This is a genomic window from Peptoniphilus faecalis, from assembly GCF_012976305.1.
Lineage (GTDB): Bacteria > Bacillota > Clostridia > Tissierellales > Peptoniphilaceae > Peptoniphilus_A > Peptoniphilus_A faecalis.
On record NZ_JABDSR010000007.1, the window covers coordinates 73152 to 91352 of the forward strand.

Sequence of the window (18201 nt, forward strand, 5' to 3'; positions counted from 1 at the left end):
CTATATTATATATTTTAAAATAGTATTTGTTACATAGTATATTTAATACGATAATATTCTATATATAAGAAGACTTTATGTCAATTACATAACAGGAGGTATTTTATGTTATCATTAGTAGGTTTTTTATTAGTTCTAGCAATTATAGTTTTGCTTTTAAAAGGAAAGATGAGCCCTATCGTTGTTCTTATTTTAGTACCTAGTATAGCTGCTCTTTTAATTGGAACTAGTATCCCTGATTTGAAAGAAATGATTGGTGCTGGTATGAAGACAGTATCTAATAACTCTATTTTGTTTATTTTCTCAATCGTTTTCTTCTGCATCATGAGTGATGTTGGAGTTTTTGATGTTATAGTAGATAAACTTGTTGCTATGGCTGGAGAAAATGTTATTGCCATTACCATTGCAACTGGAATAATAGGTATTATTGCCCACCTTGATGGTGCTACTGCTACTACTGTTCTTATAACAATACCTACTATGTATCCAATTTATAAGAGAATGGGAATAAGACCGCAGGTTTTACTTTGTTTAACTGCTTGTGCAATGGGAGTTATGAATCTTCTTCCTTGGGGTGGTCCTGTTGCAAGAGCTGCAACAGTTCTTGGTATTGATGCAACTGGACTCTGGTTAAAATTAATTCCAATCCAAGTTTTTGGAATCGTTTCAACAATTACTCTTGCAATAATTCTTGGAACAATTGAAAAGAAAAGAGGAGCTGGCACAACTTTGAAAATCCAATCATCTAATGTTGAAAAATCTTCAGAAGAACTTGACCCAAGATTTAAGAAACTCCTTCCTTTAAATATTATTTTGACAATTGCTGTAATAGGTCTATTGATGGTTGATATTCTCCAATCTTATTATGTTTTTATGATTGGATTATCCCTTGCTCTTTGCATTAACTACCCAAGCTTAAAGGAGCAAAACGAAAAAATTAAAGAACATGCGGCATCAGCTTTAACTATTTCTGCAACAATTTTATCCGCTGGAATAATGGTTGGAATAATGGACGGAACCGGAATGATTGAAGCTATGGCAATAACTTTAACTAATATTATTCCAAGTGCTCTCGGAAGATTTACTCATTTAATCTTTGGCTTCCTTGCACTTCCTATGGGAATGCTTGTTGGTACGGACGCTTATTTCTTTGGACTAATGCCACCAATAATAGAAGTTGGCAAGGCTTTTGGTATTGAAGGAATTAACACAGCTATGGCTATGTTGATTGGAAAAAACGTGTCTCTGATGATTTCTCCACTTGTTCCTGCAACTTACCTTGCGCTAGGATTAGTTGAAAATTTAGAATTAAAGGATCATATAAAGTTCTCTTTCAAATACTTGTATTCTGTCTCAATACTAATGGTTTTAGCAGGTTTAGTATTTGGAATAATTCATCTATAATATTTATGTTTAAAAGGTCATGTTGCAGAATAGATGATTCTACTCTGCAACATCTTTTTTTATCAAGTATTTAAGTTTAGCTATTGTTTTTTTGTTTTTCCGTGATTACATTGTAAAAAAGACGAGGATTTCTCTATTTTCTCGTCTTTTTTTTAGGACTTTTGCAACAGCCACTTTTTGTTAATCTTTTCAATTATTAAAATAAAAAGCAAGCTTTCGCCTGCTATATAATAATATTATATTAATTTATCTAAAAACTCTTTTACCTTTTCTATAAATTCTAAATAATTTACTTTTACATATTCACTCTTATTATAGCTTGATATTAAATCACCAGTTATAAATCCACTTTCAATAGTATCTCTAACTGACTTCTTTAATTTTACTCCAAAATCTTCTAATTCTTTGTTTCCATCAAGCTGACCTCTTTTTTCAATTCCAGATGCCCAAGTAAATATTAGAGCAACAGAGTTTGTGGATGGAATTTCTCCCTTTTGATATCTTCTATAATGGTCAGTTACAGTTCCATGTGCTGCTTCATACAAATAAGTGCCATTGCCAATAATTGATGATTCCATTAGAGATAATGATCCATATACCGCAGAAATCATATCACTCATCACATCTCCGTCATAATTCTTTAAAGCCCATAGAATATTTCCCTTTGATTTCATTATTTGTGCTATGGCATTATCTATTAAGTAGTAATGATAATTTAATCCTCTTTTTTCAAACTCATCTTTGTATTCTTTATAAGTTTCATTAAATATTTCTTTAAAAACAGAATCGTATCCTAAAACTACAGTGTCCTTAGTTGAAAAAATTAAATTCATGTTTTTAGAAATAGCGTATTTGAAGGATACATGAGCAAAATCTTCGATTGACTTAACTTTATTATATTGAGTTAAAAAAATAGCGTCATAATCAGGTTTATAAGAATATTTGTCTTCTCCATTGATTGAAACTGTTAATTCATCGCCTTTTTTTACATTTAAAGCTTTTGAAACATATATATCTCCAAAGGAATGCCTTGCTATTGCTATTGGCTCTTTCCAAGTAGGGATTAAAATGTTTAAACAATCAAAAATAATGGGTTCTCTAAACATTACACCATCAAGATATGCTCTTATTGTAGCATTTGGAGAAGGGTAGATTTTATTTAAATTGAATTCTTTTACTCTATCTTCATTTGCTGTAATCGTTGCACATTTAACGCCTATGTGATGCCTAGCGACAGCTTTTGCCGAATCAATTGTTACTTCATCATAAGTATTGTTTCTGTTTTCTATCGATAGATCATAATAATCAAGATTTAAATCAATATATGGTTCAAGCAATTCTTTTTTTATATCTTTCCAGATGACTCTCGTCATCTCGTCTCCATCCATTTCTACGATTGGATTTTTCATTTTAATTTTTGCCAATATATTCACCTCTTATAAAATTCTATCAAAAGCTTTTATATAAGACTAATATCAAAAAACAAGTTTTGATATAGCCTCACCCTATGTAAAAATCTATTAAAAAGAAAATATATGCTAAAATTAAAAAAGTTAAAAGATGTAGGATGATTCTCTTATAGTATTTAAAAAGTTTTTGATTTATTAAATACTACAAAAAACTTTCTTTAATAAAATTGATTATAGCAAAGCATATATTAATCAAAATATTTTTTGCAAAAGCTTATTTGCCATCTGCATTAAAACAAATCCTTTACAATAACATTTTATTAAATTTTTCCAAGGTCGTATTATCTTTAAGTGTAACTCTTTAAATTAAAGTTTTAAAATTTCTAGCACTTTCTCTTCAAGTTCTTCTATACTATGCCTTTCTTCTTTTATACAAGTCCTTGCCACATCCCCGCAAATTATACACCTTCTCTCTGAAAGTCCTAAGCTTGATCTTGAAATTTGTGTAAAATCTTTGTCATAAATATCTATATCAAGAAGTCTTCCTCCAAAATTTTTTTCTTCAAGATCTATCATCCTTTTCTTTACAAATTTTCCATTACAATCGATGGCAGCAATATACTCCATTCCCGTCCTTAGATTATTGTATTCTTCTTCAAGAATGCTGATGCTATTTTCTTGCAAAATTTTTTTTATTTTTTCTATATAATCTCTATGAAATTTTACTGCTTCCTTAAAGTTTTTTTCTTCGCCGGGAATATTTAGCATAAAGGAAAGCACTGGGGAGTTAAATTTTTCCGTCAGAGCCTTTATTTTATAATATCTTTTTTCCTTTGCATCAAGCATTTTTTGCATGCGAACTATTTTAGAGTCTTTCATTTATTATTTTCTGCCCTTCATCTGATTTCAGTGCCTTTATTGTAGCAGCTGGCAAATACTTATAGGCTTCTTGAAATTTTTTTTCCTTTAGAAGTTTCCTCACCTTTGATGCAGAGATTACTTCTTCATCACTTTTTAACCTCTCGATTTCCACTAACTCAACTCCATAATTTGGCAAAATTTTTTTCATAGTCTCGTTATAATTTTTAGTTACAATGTCTATGTCTTCTGTTCCCACAAACCTTTTTTTGATATTTAACGCCTTTGCGAAGTATCTTCCAAAAATTTTCGTGTCAAGTTCTGAATATGCTTTCAAAATTGTTTTTTCGTCCTTATAAAAATATGTTGGAAAAGTATTTTTTGAAATAATGTAGTCATTACCTGGGTGCAAAATTACATCGTCAAATTTTTCCACTTCTTCTTTCACTATTTGATACCTAAACTTATAGGGGAATGTCGAACCCTCCTCTTCCACCATAAAGATGTGAAGAAGATCCGTAAACTTTCTCGCAGTCTCAATTAAATATAGATGTCCCTTAGTCATTGGGTTTGCATTTATTACAATGGCACCAGATTCTCTATGATCGCTAATGTTTTTTAGAATACACTGGAGTTGCTCTATTTTATTGTCAAGTAGTGCCACATCTTCTGTCTCTTCGACTATAGAAAATCCAAAATCAGAAAATATTTTTACATTCTTTGGCTTTGTAAAAATGAAGAGATGCTTGTTTCCCACTTCATATTGGTGATTCAAAAGTCTTGTGATTATAGCATTAGTAATGCCCATGCCCTGATAACTTTCTTCAATGGCAAAACATTTTAAAACTCGTCCAGACGATGAGCCCGTCCCCACAATTTTATCACCATCCACCGCTATAATTGTGTACTCAATGTCCCTCTCGTAATCTATATCAAATCTTTTTAAAAATTTTTCAACTTTCCCTTTCTCGAAATTCATTACTTCTTTATATTCAATCAATGTAATCCTCCAATAGATATAAATAAAGAGTTAAAATTAAAAAATCAGCACAACCTCCAGGACTTAAATTTCTCCTTTTAAACTCCTTATTTATTTTTTCAATCTCCACCATGCCCCAACTTGTCTCGTAAAGTTTATTTGTTAAAACATAGTTTGCACTTTCCTTTAAAAATTTAAATCCTTCAAATCCTCCTCTTTTTATAATATTTGAATCTTCAATAAAAGACATATAATAATAAAGAGTTCCCGTAAGAGCATAGTCAAAGTTTATATTTTTTTCAGCTTCCTTTAAAAATTTTAGACCTAGTAGAGCCTTTGAAAATCCTTTCTCTGCCTCTGCTCTTATTCCCTTTACTCCGTATTTTTTATAGTTTTCTTCACCATGACTTGTAGCAATCTTTTTATTTAGTTCTCTAGTAATTCCACGATTCAAATAGGAAACTCTTGAAATGATTTTTTCAAAGGAAAAATCTTTTCTTTTTATTTCAATTGCAGTTGCATAGACCATAAGTCCCAAGGAAAAAATAATCCCTTTGTGAGTGTTTGCTCCATGAGTTGCATCTTTCATCTTTTTTTCGTAAACAATTCCATATTTCCTAAGCTCATCATAATCTTCTCCAGATGAATTTTCGCCAAGTTCGTAAGCAATTTTAAAATAATCATGTAGTACCAAAGCTGAATTTAAAAAATCTATATAATCCATATCTTTATGTGCACCGGAATCTAACAAAGTTACAAGACCCGGTTTTGGACTAAGTGATACTTCGTAGATTAACGCATAAGTTGAGAGTCTTGCAATAATACTTGAGTTTAACATAATCCCTCCGCCTTCATTATAATAAATAAAAATTTTTTCATCTACCTATTATTTTCATAAACTCTCATTATTATATTGAGGATATAAATTATCAGAATAGGTGCAGAATGAGTAGACTTATGTTTAAGATGCAATGCTTATTTTTATGCTCCTTGTTATATATGCCAAAAGATAAAAGTGAAACATCAAGGGTCTTTTAATTTTATCATCTAAAAAATAATTTTGCTAAAACAAATAAAGATAATCTAAATTATAAATAGTAAACAAAATATATAAAAAAGAGACATCCTTTAATCTCTAAAAGGATGCCTCTAAAAAGTAGGTTTTCTTTTACACAATTACTAATTATTTAAAGTTTTTTCTGTCCTAGCTACTATTATTGATGTAGCTGCATCTCCTACAATATTAGGAACTACTCTACCCATATTTAATATCCTATCAATCCCAGCTAAAAGTCCTATGGCTTCCATGGGAAGATTTACTGAAGACAAAACTATGGTTAACATCACTAATCCTGAACCAGGAATTCCAGCTGTCCCTATTGATGCTAATGTTGCCGTTAACATTACCATAGCTTGCTCCGTAAAACTTAAATCTATTCCAAACACTTGAGCTGTAAAAACAACTGCCACCGCTTGATATATTGCTGTACCATTCATGTTAACTACAGCGCCAAAGGGAATAACAAAATTTGCAGTCTCATCATCTACTCCAAGCTTTTTAACACTTTCAAGATTTAGAGGTATTGTAGCAACACTAGAACAAGTTGCAAAAACAAAGGCCATTGGTTCCTTCATAGTTTTAAAAAATTTAATTGGATTAACTTTCCCAATTATCCCAACCATTAAAATTCCTTGAACAAAAATAAGATAGATAAGTGATGATAAATATAAAGCTGCTATTGATTTTAAATATGGTATTAATATATCCGCCCCATTTGTTCCAATAACATTGGCCATTAATCCAAAAACTCCATAAGGAGTAAATTGCAACACTATATCAGTTAGTTTTTCCATAGATTTTTGTCCCGCTTCAAAAATGTCTAATAATTTTTTTCCAGTATCTCCAAGCCTAGATAAGGAAAATCCAAAAATCAAAGCAAAAAATATTATTTGCAACAAATCTCCTTCAGCTAAAGATTTAAATATATTTTTCGGTATAATATTTATTAATGTATCAAGCATTGACACAGTTTCTTTTTGCTCAACTTTTGCGATATCTACATTTATTGAAATTCCCGATCCTATATTTATTAAATTAGAAATAACAAGTCCCAACACAATAGCTAGAGCCGTTGAGGATAAAAAAATAGCTACCGACTTAATACCAATTCTTCCAAGTCTCTTTGCATCCCCCATATCTCCTGCAGCACACACTAAAAGGCATAAAACTAAGGGAGCTACCACCATCATTAATAAATTTGTAAGTATCGTCCCCAAAAAATTAAACATGGATGCTTTTTCGCCAAATATAAAACCTGCAATAATACCTAATACAAATCCGACCATTATCCTCTTAAAAAGGCTAAGATTTTTCCATGGCTTAAAAATAAATCCCATATATTACACCTCTCTGTATTTTTCTATTTCTCTTTTTTGAAATACATCTCCATTAGTATCAATTCCAACTATTACCCTTAAATTTTCGACATACAATTTTTTTATCGACTCTGTTCCCAAATCTTCATAAGCTATTACATCACAAGACTTTACTTGATTAGAAATCATAGCGGATGCACCGCCTATGCTTAAAAGATAAACTCCACCATATTTTTTGCACAAATCAGCAACATAATCGGCTCTGTCTCCCTTTCCTATCATAGCAGTAACTCCAAGTTTTAATGTCATCTCTACATATTGATCCATTCTTGCCGAAGTTGTTGGAGCAATTGAGCCCATTGTTCTACCTGGCTTTGTAGGACAAGGCCCTGCATAAAAAATCGTCTTATCTTTTAAATCAATTGGAAGTTCCTCTCCTTTTTCAATACATGCTTTAAATCTTTTGTGTGCAGCATCTCTAGAAGTGTATACATCTCCCGTTAAATAAACAATATCTCCTATTTTAAGTTTTTTTACATCCTCTTTTGTTAAAGGTAATTCCATATTATAAGTATTCATAAAATCCTCCAAATTAAATAGTTTTACATGCATGTCTACTTGCATGACATTGAAAATTTACTGCAACTGGTAAAGCTGTAATATGACAAGGAAAATAATCAACATGAACATCTAAAGCTGTTACAACTCCTCCCATGCCAAGTGTCCCAATACCAAGTTTGTTCACTTCTTCCAATAAGTCTTCTTCTAATTTTGCATAAATTGGATTCTCATTATGACTACCTATTGGTCTAAGCAAAGATTTTTTTGCAATCTCCGTACACTTATCCATAGTTCCTCCAACGCCAACTCCAATAATCATAGGTGGACAAGCCTTTCCGCCAGCCTTTTTTACTGAATCAATTACAAATTTTTTAACACCTTCAATCCCTTCGCCAGGTGTTAAAGTTGTAAAAGTTCCCATATTTTCACTGCCTCCACCCTTAGGCATTGCAGTTATTTTAACTTTATCTCCCTTAACTATTTCTGTATGCACAACTGCAGGTGTATTTGTTTCTGTATTTACTCTATTTAAGGGATCTGCAACAATTGATTTTCTAAGATATCCTTCCTCATATCCTCTTTTTACACCCTCATTTACTGCATCAATTAAATACTCACCTTCAAACTTAACATCTTGACCAATCTCTAAATAAATTACAGCCGTTCCTGTGTCATGGCAGCAGGCTATCTGCTCTTTCTTTGCATATTCAGCATTGTCTATCAGAAGCTTTAGCGTTTCTTTACTATAAGGGGATACTTCTTTTTCAAAAGCTCCTTTATATGCTTCTAAAACATTTTCACTTAATTCATAACATGCTTTCTTTACCAAATCACTTATTATTGGAATTAATTCCTCTGTGTTTATTACTCTAACCATATCTTCCTCCTATTAAGATTAATAATAATGTTTTCCTTGATTTGATATTAGCATCCAATAGTTATATAATCAAATTAATGATATTTATGATAATATAATTAAATTTTATAAGGTGATTTAAATGGAAGTTGAAAATAAGTATATTTTAAAAATTTATGAAGAAAAAAGTTTTTCAAGAGCTGCACAAAAACTTTTTATAACACAGCCTGCCCTAAGCATAGCTGTAAAAAAAATTGAGAGTAATTTAGGAGCTCCAATATTTAATCGAGGTAAATATCCAATAGAGCCAACAGAAGTAGGAATTGTATATATTAAAGGACTAGAAAGTATATTAGAAATTGAAAAAAATACCTTAACTAAAATTAACGACATAAAGAATTTAGAGGTGGGAAGTATAGTTATAGGAGCTACAAATTATATGAATAACTTCGTTTTAGCTCCCATATTAAAAATTTTCATGGAAAAATATCCCTTTATAAAAGTGTCCTTAATAGAAAATAGCTCTCCAAAATCTTTAGAATTATTAAATGAAAATAAAATAGATCTATCCTTTAACTGCGGTGATTTAGAGCTTAATACTTATGATTTAAACCCTGTATTTGATGACGAAGTTTTATTATGTCTTCCTAATAAAAATGTAAATAAATCTTTGTTAAAATATAGGCTTACCAAAAAAGATATAATGGATAAAAACTATTCCCAAAAAAGAGTGAAATTGTCTGATTTTGAAAATTTAAAATATATTTTATTAAACCCTTACAATAATTTATATGAAAGATCTACTGAAATGCTTAAAACGAATAAGTCGAATTATGAAATATTAATGTATGTAGATCAATTATCAACAGCTCACAGTTTATGTAAAAATGAAATAGGTGCAACTTTTATTGGCTCTTATATGCTGCCCATAGAATATAGTGAAAATGTATCTTATTTTTCTTTAGACTATAATAATTCTCATAGAAAATTTTATTCAGTTAGGAAAAAGCAAGTTTATGAAAGTTATGCTGTGAAAAATTTTATAAGAATAATGCAAAATTTCTACAACTTAAAATAAAAAAGTGTTGTAGAATAGATGATTGTACTCTGCAACATCTTTTTTATCAATTATTTAAGTTTAGATATTGTGTTTTTTGTTTTTCGTGATTTCATTGCATCAAAAAAGACGAGGATTTTTCTATTCCTCGCCTTTTTATTTTAGGACTTTTGCAACAGTCCCTAAATTATTTTATTTTTTATTATTATGAATTATCTAATTTTAATCTTGAAAAATTAACTAAAAAGATTATTGAATTTCAATTTTTTTGTTTTTCTTTTCTTCAGCTCTTTTAGGAATAATAATTTCTAAAATTCCTCCCTCTAGTTTCGCAGACATATTTTCTTCGTCCACATCTTTAAAGAACATTCTTCTAACCATTTTTGAAGACTTTCTTTCTTTATGAATATAATTTCTTTCCTTATTTTCTTCATTAACTTCTTCATTCTTTTCAGCTGAAATTGTAAGATTACCTTCTTCAAAGTCAACATCAATTTCATCTTTGTTGAATCCAGGAAGTTCAGCCTCTACCTTATAATCATTTTCTTCATCGATCACATCAACTTTAAAAGTTGCAGACTTCATTGCCCTTTGAGGCGTAAAATCATCGTTAAAGAAAGAATCAATCATGTCATAAAAATCGTCAAATCTTGTATCTCTTAAATAATTTTTTTCATATGGTCTAATACTCATTTAAAACTCCCCTTTTTTATTAAATTATTAGCAGCCTATTAGCTCTTCTGCTAACTATCTTTAGTATAAACCTAAAGTCAAAGAATGTCAATACTTTTTTTGACTTTTTTTGACCTTCGTTAAAATTATTTTCCAAAGATTTTTTCAAGAAAGGACTTCTTTTTATAGGGATTTTTTAATTCTATCCAGTCAAAAAATTCATCAGTATATAATCCAATATTGACTGCACCATGAACGCTATTGACGCAAACTTCTTGTGGCAATGCGTCTGCATAAATTTGTGCCGTACTCGTTCCATAATATTTATCATTTTCATTTAATTTTTTAATATTGTAATAAATATGTCCCGTATCGTCGTCGTACACAAAATCATTTTTAGAACCTAAGTAAAGATTTCTCCAATTTTCTTTGTTGCTTTCACTATCATCATTGTATTTTTTCTCTGGAAAATATCTTGGCAGTGGCATTTCTGCTTCTTCATAAATTTCTTTAAAAATTTCTCTGGAATTATATAAAAAGTCAAAGCCGCTTTCTTCTGTATAATTATCCCATTTATAATCTGAGGAGCTTTCCAATCTCTCTGCCATTCTAAAACAAAAGTCTAAAAACAAAGTATTGTCCACATTTTCATAAATATTTTTAAAAAATTCCTTAGCTTCGGAATTTTTTGAGATCTCTCTATCAATTATTAAATAATAACTTCTTCTCCTCGCCTCTTTTGGCAGTGAATAAGATTTTGTATTGGTCGTTCCTATAAAAATTGGATAGGGTTCGTCATTTCTAACGCAAAGATTGGAAATATTTACTATAAAATCTCTTCCATAATTTGTTTTTGTGAAAAAGTCGCTATCGATTTCATCTACTAGTATGGGATTTACATTATTTTCAAGAATCCAATTTTGAATAGTATCTAGCCTTTCTCTCTTTGCCTTGTTTTGCGATTGACCTAGTAGGGCTTCCCATTGATAATAGTCGCCTTTATTTATTCCCGTAAGTTTTGACATTATAGAGAGTAAAGATGATTTTCCACTTCCTGCATCTCCACCAATTATAATAAATTGGGGTATGTCCAATCTATTTTCTTCAATTTCAAGTTTTGACCTTAATTCTTGAATAAAGGGACCAGTAAAAGTACATAGCAAACTTTCAAAAACTCTTTTTCCATAATCATCTGTATATCTATTAGAATAATTTTCAAATCCCTTTATATAATTATTTAAAACTTTTAAGGCATCTGCCAATTCTTCCTTAGTCGCTCTTTTCCCAAAGGGAATACTTATATTATTGTCGAGATCAGATATGACGAAAAGTCCAGTTTTGTTATTTTTGGTGTTTCGCAAATCAGGTCTATTGTAGAGCCCATATCTTTTTAGATTTTTATTTGCTTCTATCTTTTTTACAATAATTTTCTCTACTTTTTGCTTAACCTGATTTGTAATTATATTTTTGCTTTTTATTTCTGGATCCTTTTTCCTTTTATTTATAATTTCATTAACAATTTCATAGGCAACATCTTCTGCAATATTTTCTTTCTTTTTCTCATTCTTGACAAATTCTCTGTCGACAGAAATGTTGTCAATCTCAGTAATAATTTTATCTTTGTATACTCCTAAAGCCAATTTGTCTCTTAGGTCGTCAATAATTTCTACGGCAGCTTTTTCTTTAATCTTTCCCAAATCATCATTAGAAATTATAAAAATTTCGTCGGCGTTTATCTCATCAATATTCTTTATATTTTTAAAATTTTTTGAATTTATTTTTTTTAGTTCACTTGGAATATAATCACAAAGGACTTGAGACAAATTTTCTTTATAATATTTTTTATATATATTAAATAAATTTGAATCATCAAAAATTACAATATTTTCAAATTGAGAGCTTTCTTTGTCAAAGGCTCTTTCTGATAAATTTGCAGATCCAAGTATAACTCGATTTTCGCCTTTATCATTCCACATGAGATAAAATTTTGAATGTATTATGTAAGCTGCGGATACCCAAACTTTTAAATTTCCTTTATCTAAATTAAATTTAGACTCCATGTCTAGCTCTTGATAAAATTTAATTGGATCTCCTTCTATCTGCTCTAAAATTCTATCTTTTAAATGCTTTGCCAATTCATTAATTGAATTTTTTACCCTGTCATTGTCAATTCCAATTACAATTTCAGAAGTTTCAAATTCCTTTAAAAATTCATTTACAAATTTAGGGGAAATGGAATAAGTTATTCCTAAAAAATGTTTATACTTTTCCTTGTCAAAAATTTTTTCAATAGATAAGTCTTCTTCTTTTCCATCTTTTAATATATGTATGGTGTTTATTTTCTTTAACCCACTATCGCTATCAAAAAAACTTAAATTATTGTTTTCCATTTTTCCCTCCTTAGCTTAATACTAATTTTAATAAAAAGAGGGCAAACCCTCTTTTTGTTAAAATTGTGTATCGTTGTAATTTGCTTTAAATACGTAGAAGTTTTGATTAAGTTCTGTTATTATTTGTTCTTGATGATCCTTATCCTTTGTGTCAACTACTATGCTTACTATCATAGAATCGATTGTGTCTCCCACTACATCGATGTCTTGAGCAATTTTTACTATATTTGCTCCTTCTTTTTCCAATAACTTTGTAACACGTGTCATTTCACCAGGTTGATCCTTTAATTTAATCTTAAGTTCCATTCTTCTATTAGTCTTGTAAAGACCCTTTTCAATAACCTTTGAAACTCTTGTTACATCAATATTTCCTCCAGAAAGTACACAACAAACTTTTTTGCCTATGTGGCTAAACTTCTTGTACATTAGAGCTGCCACAGTTGATGCTGCTGCACCTTCTGTTATAATTTTATTTTTTTCTAGAAGTGTTAGTATTGCTGATGAAATTTCTCCTTCAGTTACTAAAACTATTTCATCTACATATTCTTTAACAATATTATAAGTAATTTTTCCTGGAGTTTTTACTGCAATTCCATCTGCAATAGTTGCTCCTCCCTTTACAGTTAAAATTTTACCTTCTTTAATTGATTCATACATACTTGGAGATACTTTAGTTTGTACGCCAATTACCTTTACATTAGGATTAATACTTTTTGCTGCAAGTGCAATTCCAGAAATAAGTCCACCGCCACCAATTGGCACTACTATTATGTCTACATCAGGGATCTTTTCTAATATTTCTAGTCCAATAGTTCCTTGACCTGCAATAACTTTTTCATCATCAAAAGGAGCAATAAAAGTCAATCCTTCTTCCTTCGAAAGTTTTGCTGCATATGCCGCTGCATCGTCAAAAGAATCCTTTATAAGTTCAACTTCTGCTCCATAATTTTTTGTAGCTTGAACTTTTGAAAGTGGTGCATGATAAGGCATACAAATAATTGATTTTATTCCTCTTTCAGTAGCAGATTTTGCCACACCTTGTGCGTGATTGCCTGCAGAACAAGCTACAACTCCCTTCTCAGCTTCTTCGTCAGTAAGCGTCGCAATTTTGTTGTAAGCTCCTCTTAATTTAAAAGAACCTGTGTCTTGCAGAACTTCAACTTTTAAATATACATCTTCACCTAAATTAGGTGCATAAACTACTGGCGTTTCTTTAATATGACCCTTTAGTCTTTCCTTAGCATCATAAATTTCTTTTACATCCATACTATTCCCCTTCTTTCTTGTGATGGACTATACTTACAAATTTATCATCTTCTAGAATTTTTCTAACCCTTTTTTCAAAATCCATACGACTCATCCAAATGAGCCTTTCGCAGCCAAGGCACTTTAACTTTATATCGGCACCCTTTCTAACAATCTCCCATTTATTTTCACCACAAGGATGTCCTTTTTTTAAGGTTACAATATCTCCCAAATTATAATAAAGCATCACTATCCTCCTTTTGTATCAGTTTATTTCTAACAATTGGCATTTTAATATTTTCTCTTTGCATAGTTTTTAAAATTTCTGCCCTAATTGCATATTCAAGCTCATATTGCTCTCCCTGCTTTGTATAATAAACAAGAGTCATCTTGTATGAATCCTTAGCATTTTCAGTAACTCCCCAAAGATTTGGGCCCATCACTATCCTAGCATCATCTTTGTATCTTTCTATTGTTCCTTTTATTTTTTCAGAAACAAAACTTGGATCGCAAGAATTATCAACGTAAAAATCAATTTTCGTCCTAACATTTGCCCTTTCCTTATTTGACACAATGGAGATGTTGCTATTTGGGATTATGTGAAGAATTTTTCCAAAGTCTCGAACCTTCGTTACTCTAAGACCTACATCTTCAACAATGCCTTCAATTCCCTCTATCTCAACTAAATCGCCGACAGAATATTGATCTTCAAATATAATAAAAAAACCATTGATAACATCCTTTACAAGGTTTTGTGCACCAACGCCAATTGCCAAGGAAAACACACCTAGAGTTGCAAGTATAGGTGCAATAGAAATGCCAAATACACTCATAATTATTGTAACTCCAATAAAAATTAAAACAATTTTTATTATTCTTTCAAATAATTTTGTAACTGTAACAATTCTATTATAAGATCCCTTTCCCTTTATTTTATTTGAATTTAATTGTCTATTTATAAATCTATTAATAATTTGTAAAATTATAAAAATTCCAATTATTATTGCAGCGACAACCGCAAGTCTTTGCCACGAACCAAGTCCTGCAAAGGTAGACTGAAGTGCTGCATCAGCCTCATTTGCAACAGTGTCTGTATTCTTATCTAAATTCACTCTACACCTCTTTATAAGTAGTCTCTATTCTATTCTCATCGTCTCTCACTGAATTTGAATTTACAACTGAATATAAATTTAACTCGCCATTTCGAAGTGCACCTATTAAAAGTCCGTTCATTTTTATTTTATCAAGAGAATATCCAAGCCTAGTGTAAAATTCTCCACGATTTCCTATTTCTCCACCAACATCACTAGGTCCATAAACATATATTGAACCAGAAACATTTTCCATTTTATTGACATTCGCTGCTATTATTTTCTTGTCACCAGGCTTTAACACATAATCATACTTTGTGATAATTCCTGAGTGAAGAAGATAAGTGTTTCTTCCGTCCACTAATACATCGGAAATATTTGGGACTTTTCCCTCATATTTTTTGCCTGCATCCATAAATCTATAAATTGACTTGTCAGTAAGAGCAAGGACAGATCTCTTGTCTTTTTTTACAAAAAACACTATTTCATGGTTTAACACCACACTCTTTTTATTTCCCTTGTGAAGAGAATAAAGAAGGGAACTATATCCACTAGCATCATTTTTTATCTCTGCAATAGATAGATTCTTGGGATCTAAAACATCGTGAGTTAAAATTTGATTTCCCGTCTTATAAATTTCCGTTAGTGTAGAATCATTTCCCAATAAGTATAAAATCTCATTTTTTTCATCAATTATGTGAAAAATAATATTTGCATTTTCGTAGGAAATATTAAAAACTTCGCCCTTTACATCAATTGTAGAAAGAAGTTCCCCTGTTTCAGAGTACATTTGAACCTTTCCTAGATCTTCTTCGTATAAAAAAGCATAATTATTTGCAAAAAATACCTTAATATTTTCGTCTTCTCTCTGAATTTTTTTTATAATATTGCCATCTCTATCTGTAATGTATAAAACTGGGTCCGCCCACAAAAAAACGGACTTTGATGCAATGCTAAAATCCTCTATCGGTTCATTTACACTCACACCTTTAAGTCTTATTATAGTTCTTTCCCTTGAAAAATTCTTATGATTAAAATATATAAATCCAAAAAAAATTATTAATAAAATTAAAATTATTGTGTGATTTTTCTTTAATCTCAAAATATCACTCCTAATTTTATTATACCATTTCTCCCTTTATTTTTGCATTTTTTTGCAATTAAAAAGAGGCTTTGCGAATTATCTGCCTAGTAAAATAAGACCTTTATTTATTATATCAACTTATAATACTTGTGTTTTAAAATTCATTTTCTCCTTAAATAATTTAGCTTTTATAATATCTGTTGGAGTAAATTTTTAATAGATGGCATAAATTAAAAACTCACGCTGCGACGTGAGTTTTAATCTTAGTATATATCCCTAAAAATATTTTTTAAGTTTATTTTTGTTACAAGTGCTGGATTTGTAGCTGTACATCTATCCTTAAATGCTACTTCTGACATATAGTCTATTTTCCCAAAGTATTCTTTTTCATCTATTTTATTTAGCTCTCTTAGATTTTTTGGAATGTTAAATTTTCTATTTAATTCTTCGATTTTTTCTATTAAATGATACTCATGATCTAATCCTAATTCTTTAGATATTTCTCTTAATTCTTTTCTTGCATTTTCACTTTTTTCCATATTATATTTAATTATATATGGAAGTAGTATTGCATTTAGCCTTCCGTGCGATATATGGAAGACTCCCCCTAGTATATGTGCTAGTGAATGGTTTATTCCAAGTCCTGCATTTGTAAATGCAATCCCCGCTATTGTCGATGCTTCTAGCATATTTTTTCTAGATTTCATTCTTAATCCATCTTCATATACTATGGGTAAATTTTTAAATACAAGTTTAATTGCTTCTTTTGACAGAATTTTAGAAAATCTATCTGCTTTATTTGATACTAAACTTTCTATTGCATGTGTAAGCACATCCATTCCTGTGTCTGCCGTGATAAAGTTTGGTACTGATTTAGTAAAGCTTGGCACAAGTACTGCATAATCTGCTAATAGCAAGTCGTCTATTAGTACTTCTTTCTTTTCTCCAATTGTTACTATTGAAAAATTTGTTACTTCTGATCCTGTGCCTGCTGTTGTAGGTATTGCTACAAAGGTTTTTTTGCTTCCAGTTTTTTCATAAACCTTATATATTATTGCCTTAGTTGCATCTATTGCTGATCCTCCACCTACTGCTACTACTAAGTCATAATCTTTTTCAAGTAGTTTTTTAACTCCACTATTTACTAGTTCAATTGTAGGGTCTGGTTTTATATCGCTAAATATTTCATATGAAGTTTCACTTTTAAGTCTTGAAGTGATCTTTTCAATCATTCTACTTTCAACTACAAAGGGATCTGTTATAAACAATACTCTTTTGTAATCTAGTTCTTCGAATATATTTAAACTATCTTCTGTATTGTAAATTTTAGTTTTTACTGAAAATGTCATTCTTGTTCCTCTCTAAATTTTTCATAGTTTTCTATCGGTATTAGTATTTCTGTTACAAATTCCCCTTCATTTGTTGTTGTCCAATAATCTAATACAAATCTTTCTATTGCTTCATTTTTTAAAGTATATCCCTTTTCTTTAGCATAATTTTCAGCTCTAATATATGAATCAATAATATTATTATATGCTCCTAGGTGATATGTAGATAAATAATATCCTTCTTCGATTCTTGTCATGTTTTCTATATTCTCAATTTTGCTAACAGTTTTTTGCAAACAAACTACTGGTGTTGTGTTTTTATTTTTCTCATCTTCAATTCTCTTTTTAAAAGATGGATAGTACGCCATTACTGAATCTGTTATTGTAGTGTTATTTTCACTTACAAAATTCGCAAAATCCACACTTAAAATCAATTTTTTATAATCAAAGTCAAAGTCCATATCATATTTAATTACATCTACTTTTTCATGACGTCTAACTTTTATTGGTACTTCTTTGTTTATTAAGTGAAAAATTACACTTTCATTAATTAATTTATCCCAATCTGAGATTACTGCAATTCTTGCTTTAAGTTTATTTATTTCTTCTTTTGTTCTTGCAATGGCAGTTTTAAAACTTATCATCTTTTTCTCGTAGTCTCCATTATCTATGAAATCTTTAATTTCCTTTAAATTAAAATCCATAAATTGAAGATATTTTATGACTGGTATAATAGTTGCTGTTCTTTCAGAATAATACCTATATCCATTTTCTTTAATCAAATCAGGCTCTATTAATCCTATTTCCTCATAATACCTTAATGTTCTAGTCGTTACCCCTGTCTTTGCCGCTATTTCTCCAATTGAATAAAGTTTTTCTATCATAATAATA

17 protein-coding genes are annotated in these 18201 nt (G+C 30.1%); 2 read left to right on the forward strand and 15 right to left on the reverse strand.

Translation table 11 applies throughout. The features are described 5' to 3' along the window. Positions 1-105 precede the first annotated feature (105 nt). Entirely contained in the window at positions 106-1404 is a 1299-nt protein-coding gene (locus HKO22_RS06020; protein ID WP_075659924.1) for a CitMHS family transporter, read from the forward strand. 236 nt (positions 1405-1640) lie between these two features. Here HKO22_RS06020 and HKO22_RS06025 read toward each other — a convergent pair whose 3' ends face one another. The 7 genes from HKO22_RS06025 to HKO22_RS06055 all read right to left on the reverse strand — a co-directional run bounded on the left by HKO22_RS06025 (position 1641) and on the right by HKO22_RS06055 (position 8464). Then, positions 1641-2828: an NADP-dependent isocitrate dehydrogenase gene (locus HKO22_RS06025; RefSeq protein WP_169969274.1), complete on the reverse strand. Its 1188-nt coding sequence runs from the start codon at positions 2826-2828 to the stop codon at positions 1641-1643. Positions 2829-3179: 351 nt separating this feature from the next. Continuing rightward, entirely contained in the window at positions 3180-3692 is a 513-nt protein-coding gene (gene citX, locus HKO22_RS06030; RefSeq protein WP_169969276.1) for a citrate lyase holo-[acyl-carrier protein] synthase, read from the reverse strand. Next, positions 3679-4671: a [citrate (pro-3S)-lyase] ligase gene (gene citC, locus HKO22_RS06035; RefSeq protein ID WP_169969278.1), complete on the reverse strand. Its 993-nt coding sequence runs from the start codon at positions 4669-4671 to the stop codon at positions 3679-3681. The genes citX and citC overlap by 14 nt, the downstream gene beginning before the upstream one ends. Then, positions 4664-5488, reverse strand: a complete 825-nt coding sequence (locus tag HKO22_RS06040; RefSeq protein WP_169969280.1) for a triphosphoribosyl-dephospho-CoA synthase — start codon at positions 5486-5488, stop codon at positions 4664-4666. The genes citC and HKO22_RS06040 overlap by 8 nt, the downstream gene beginning before the upstream one ends. A gap of 341 nt (positions 5489-5829) precedes the next feature. Beyond that, the gene (locus tag HKO22_RS06045; RefSeq protein WP_169969282.1) at positions 5830-7047 is read right to left on the reverse strand and encodes a dicarboxylate/amino acid:cation symporter; all 1218 of its coding nucleotides are present in this window, start codon (positions 7045-7047) and stop codon (positions 5830-5832) included. Positions 7048-7050: 3 nt separating this feature from the next. Beyond that, positions 7051-7605 carry a FumA C-terminus/TtdB family hydratase beta subunit gene (locus HKO22_RS06050; protein WP_075659919.1) on the reverse strand — a complete coding sequence of 185 codons (555 nt, stop codon included), beginning with the start codon at positions 7603-7605 and terminating at the stop codon, positions 7051-7053. 13 nt (positions 7606-7618) lie between these two features. Then, positions 7619-8464, reverse strand: coding sequence for a fumarate hydratase (locus HKO22_RS06055; protein ID WP_169969284.1), 846 nt, complete (start codon positions 8462-8464; stop codon positions 7619-7621). Between the two features lie 121 nt (positions 8465-8585). Here HKO22_RS06055 and HKO22_RS06060 point away from each other — a divergent pair, with 121 nt between their 5' ends. Continuing rightward, positions 8586-9521: a LysR family transcriptional regulator gene (locus HKO22_RS06060; protein WP_075659917.1), complete on the forward strand. Its 936-nt coding sequence runs from the start codon at positions 8586-8588 to the stop codon at positions 9519-9521. Between the two features lie 228 nt (positions 9522-9749). Here the strand turns inward: HKO22_RS06060 and HKO22_RS06065 are convergent, their stop codons facing one another. The 8 genes from HKO22_RS06065 to HKO22_RS06100 form a co-directional block, all read right to left on the reverse strand. Next, positions 9750-10193, reverse strand: coding sequence for an Hsp20 family protein (locus tag HKO22_RS06065; protein WP_169969286.1), 444 nt, complete (start codon positions 10191-10193; stop codon positions 9750-9752). A gap of 125 nt (positions 10194-10318) precedes the next feature. Beyond that, positions 10319-12562, reverse strand: coding sequence for a restriction endonuclease PLD domain-containing protein (locus tag HKO22_RS06070; protein ID WP_169969288.1), 2244 nt, complete (start codon positions 12560-12562; stop codon positions 10319-10321). 57 nt (positions 12563-12619) lie between these two features. Continuing rightward, on the reverse strand, positions 12620-13828 hold the full coding sequence (gene ilvA, locus HKO22_RS06075) for a threonine ammonia-lyase (protein ID WP_075659914.1): 1209 nt from the start codon (positions 13826-13828) through the stop codon (positions 12620-12622). Between the two features lies 1 nt (position 13829). Further along, a complete protein-coding gene (locus HKO22_RS06080) occupies positions 13830-14054 on the reverse strand; it encodes a DUF951 domain-containing protein (RefSeq protein WP_075659913.1) in 225 nt (74 codons plus the stop codon). Beyond that, positions 14041-14919, reverse strand: a complete 879-nt coding sequence (locus HKO22_RS06085; protein WP_169969290.1) for a mechanosensitive ion channel family protein — start codon at positions 14917-14919, stop codon at positions 14041-14043. Before HKO22_RS06085 ends, HKO22_RS06080 begins: the two co-directional genes overlap by 14 nt. A gap of 1 nt (position 14920) precedes the next feature. After that, complete coding sequence (locus tag HKO22_RS06090; RefSeq protein WP_075659911.1) at positions 14921-16000, reverse strand: hypothetical protein; 1080 nt, start codon at positions 15998-16000, stop codon at positions 14921-14923. Positions 16001-16245: 245 nt separating this feature from the next. Further along, complete coding sequence (locus HKO22_RS06095) at positions 16246-17331, reverse strand: 1-propanol dehydrogenase PduQ (protein ID WP_169969291.1); 1086 nt, start codon at positions 17329-17331, stop codon at positions 16246-16248. After that, positions 17328-18194, reverse strand: a complete 867-nt coding sequence (locus HKO22_RS06100; RefSeq protein ID WP_169969293.1) for a MerR family transcriptional regulator — start codon at positions 18192-18194, stop codon at positions 17328-17330. Before HKO22_RS06100 ends, HKO22_RS06095 begins: the two co-directional genes overlap by 4 nt. Between the last annotated feature and the right edge of the window lie 7 nt (positions 18195-18201).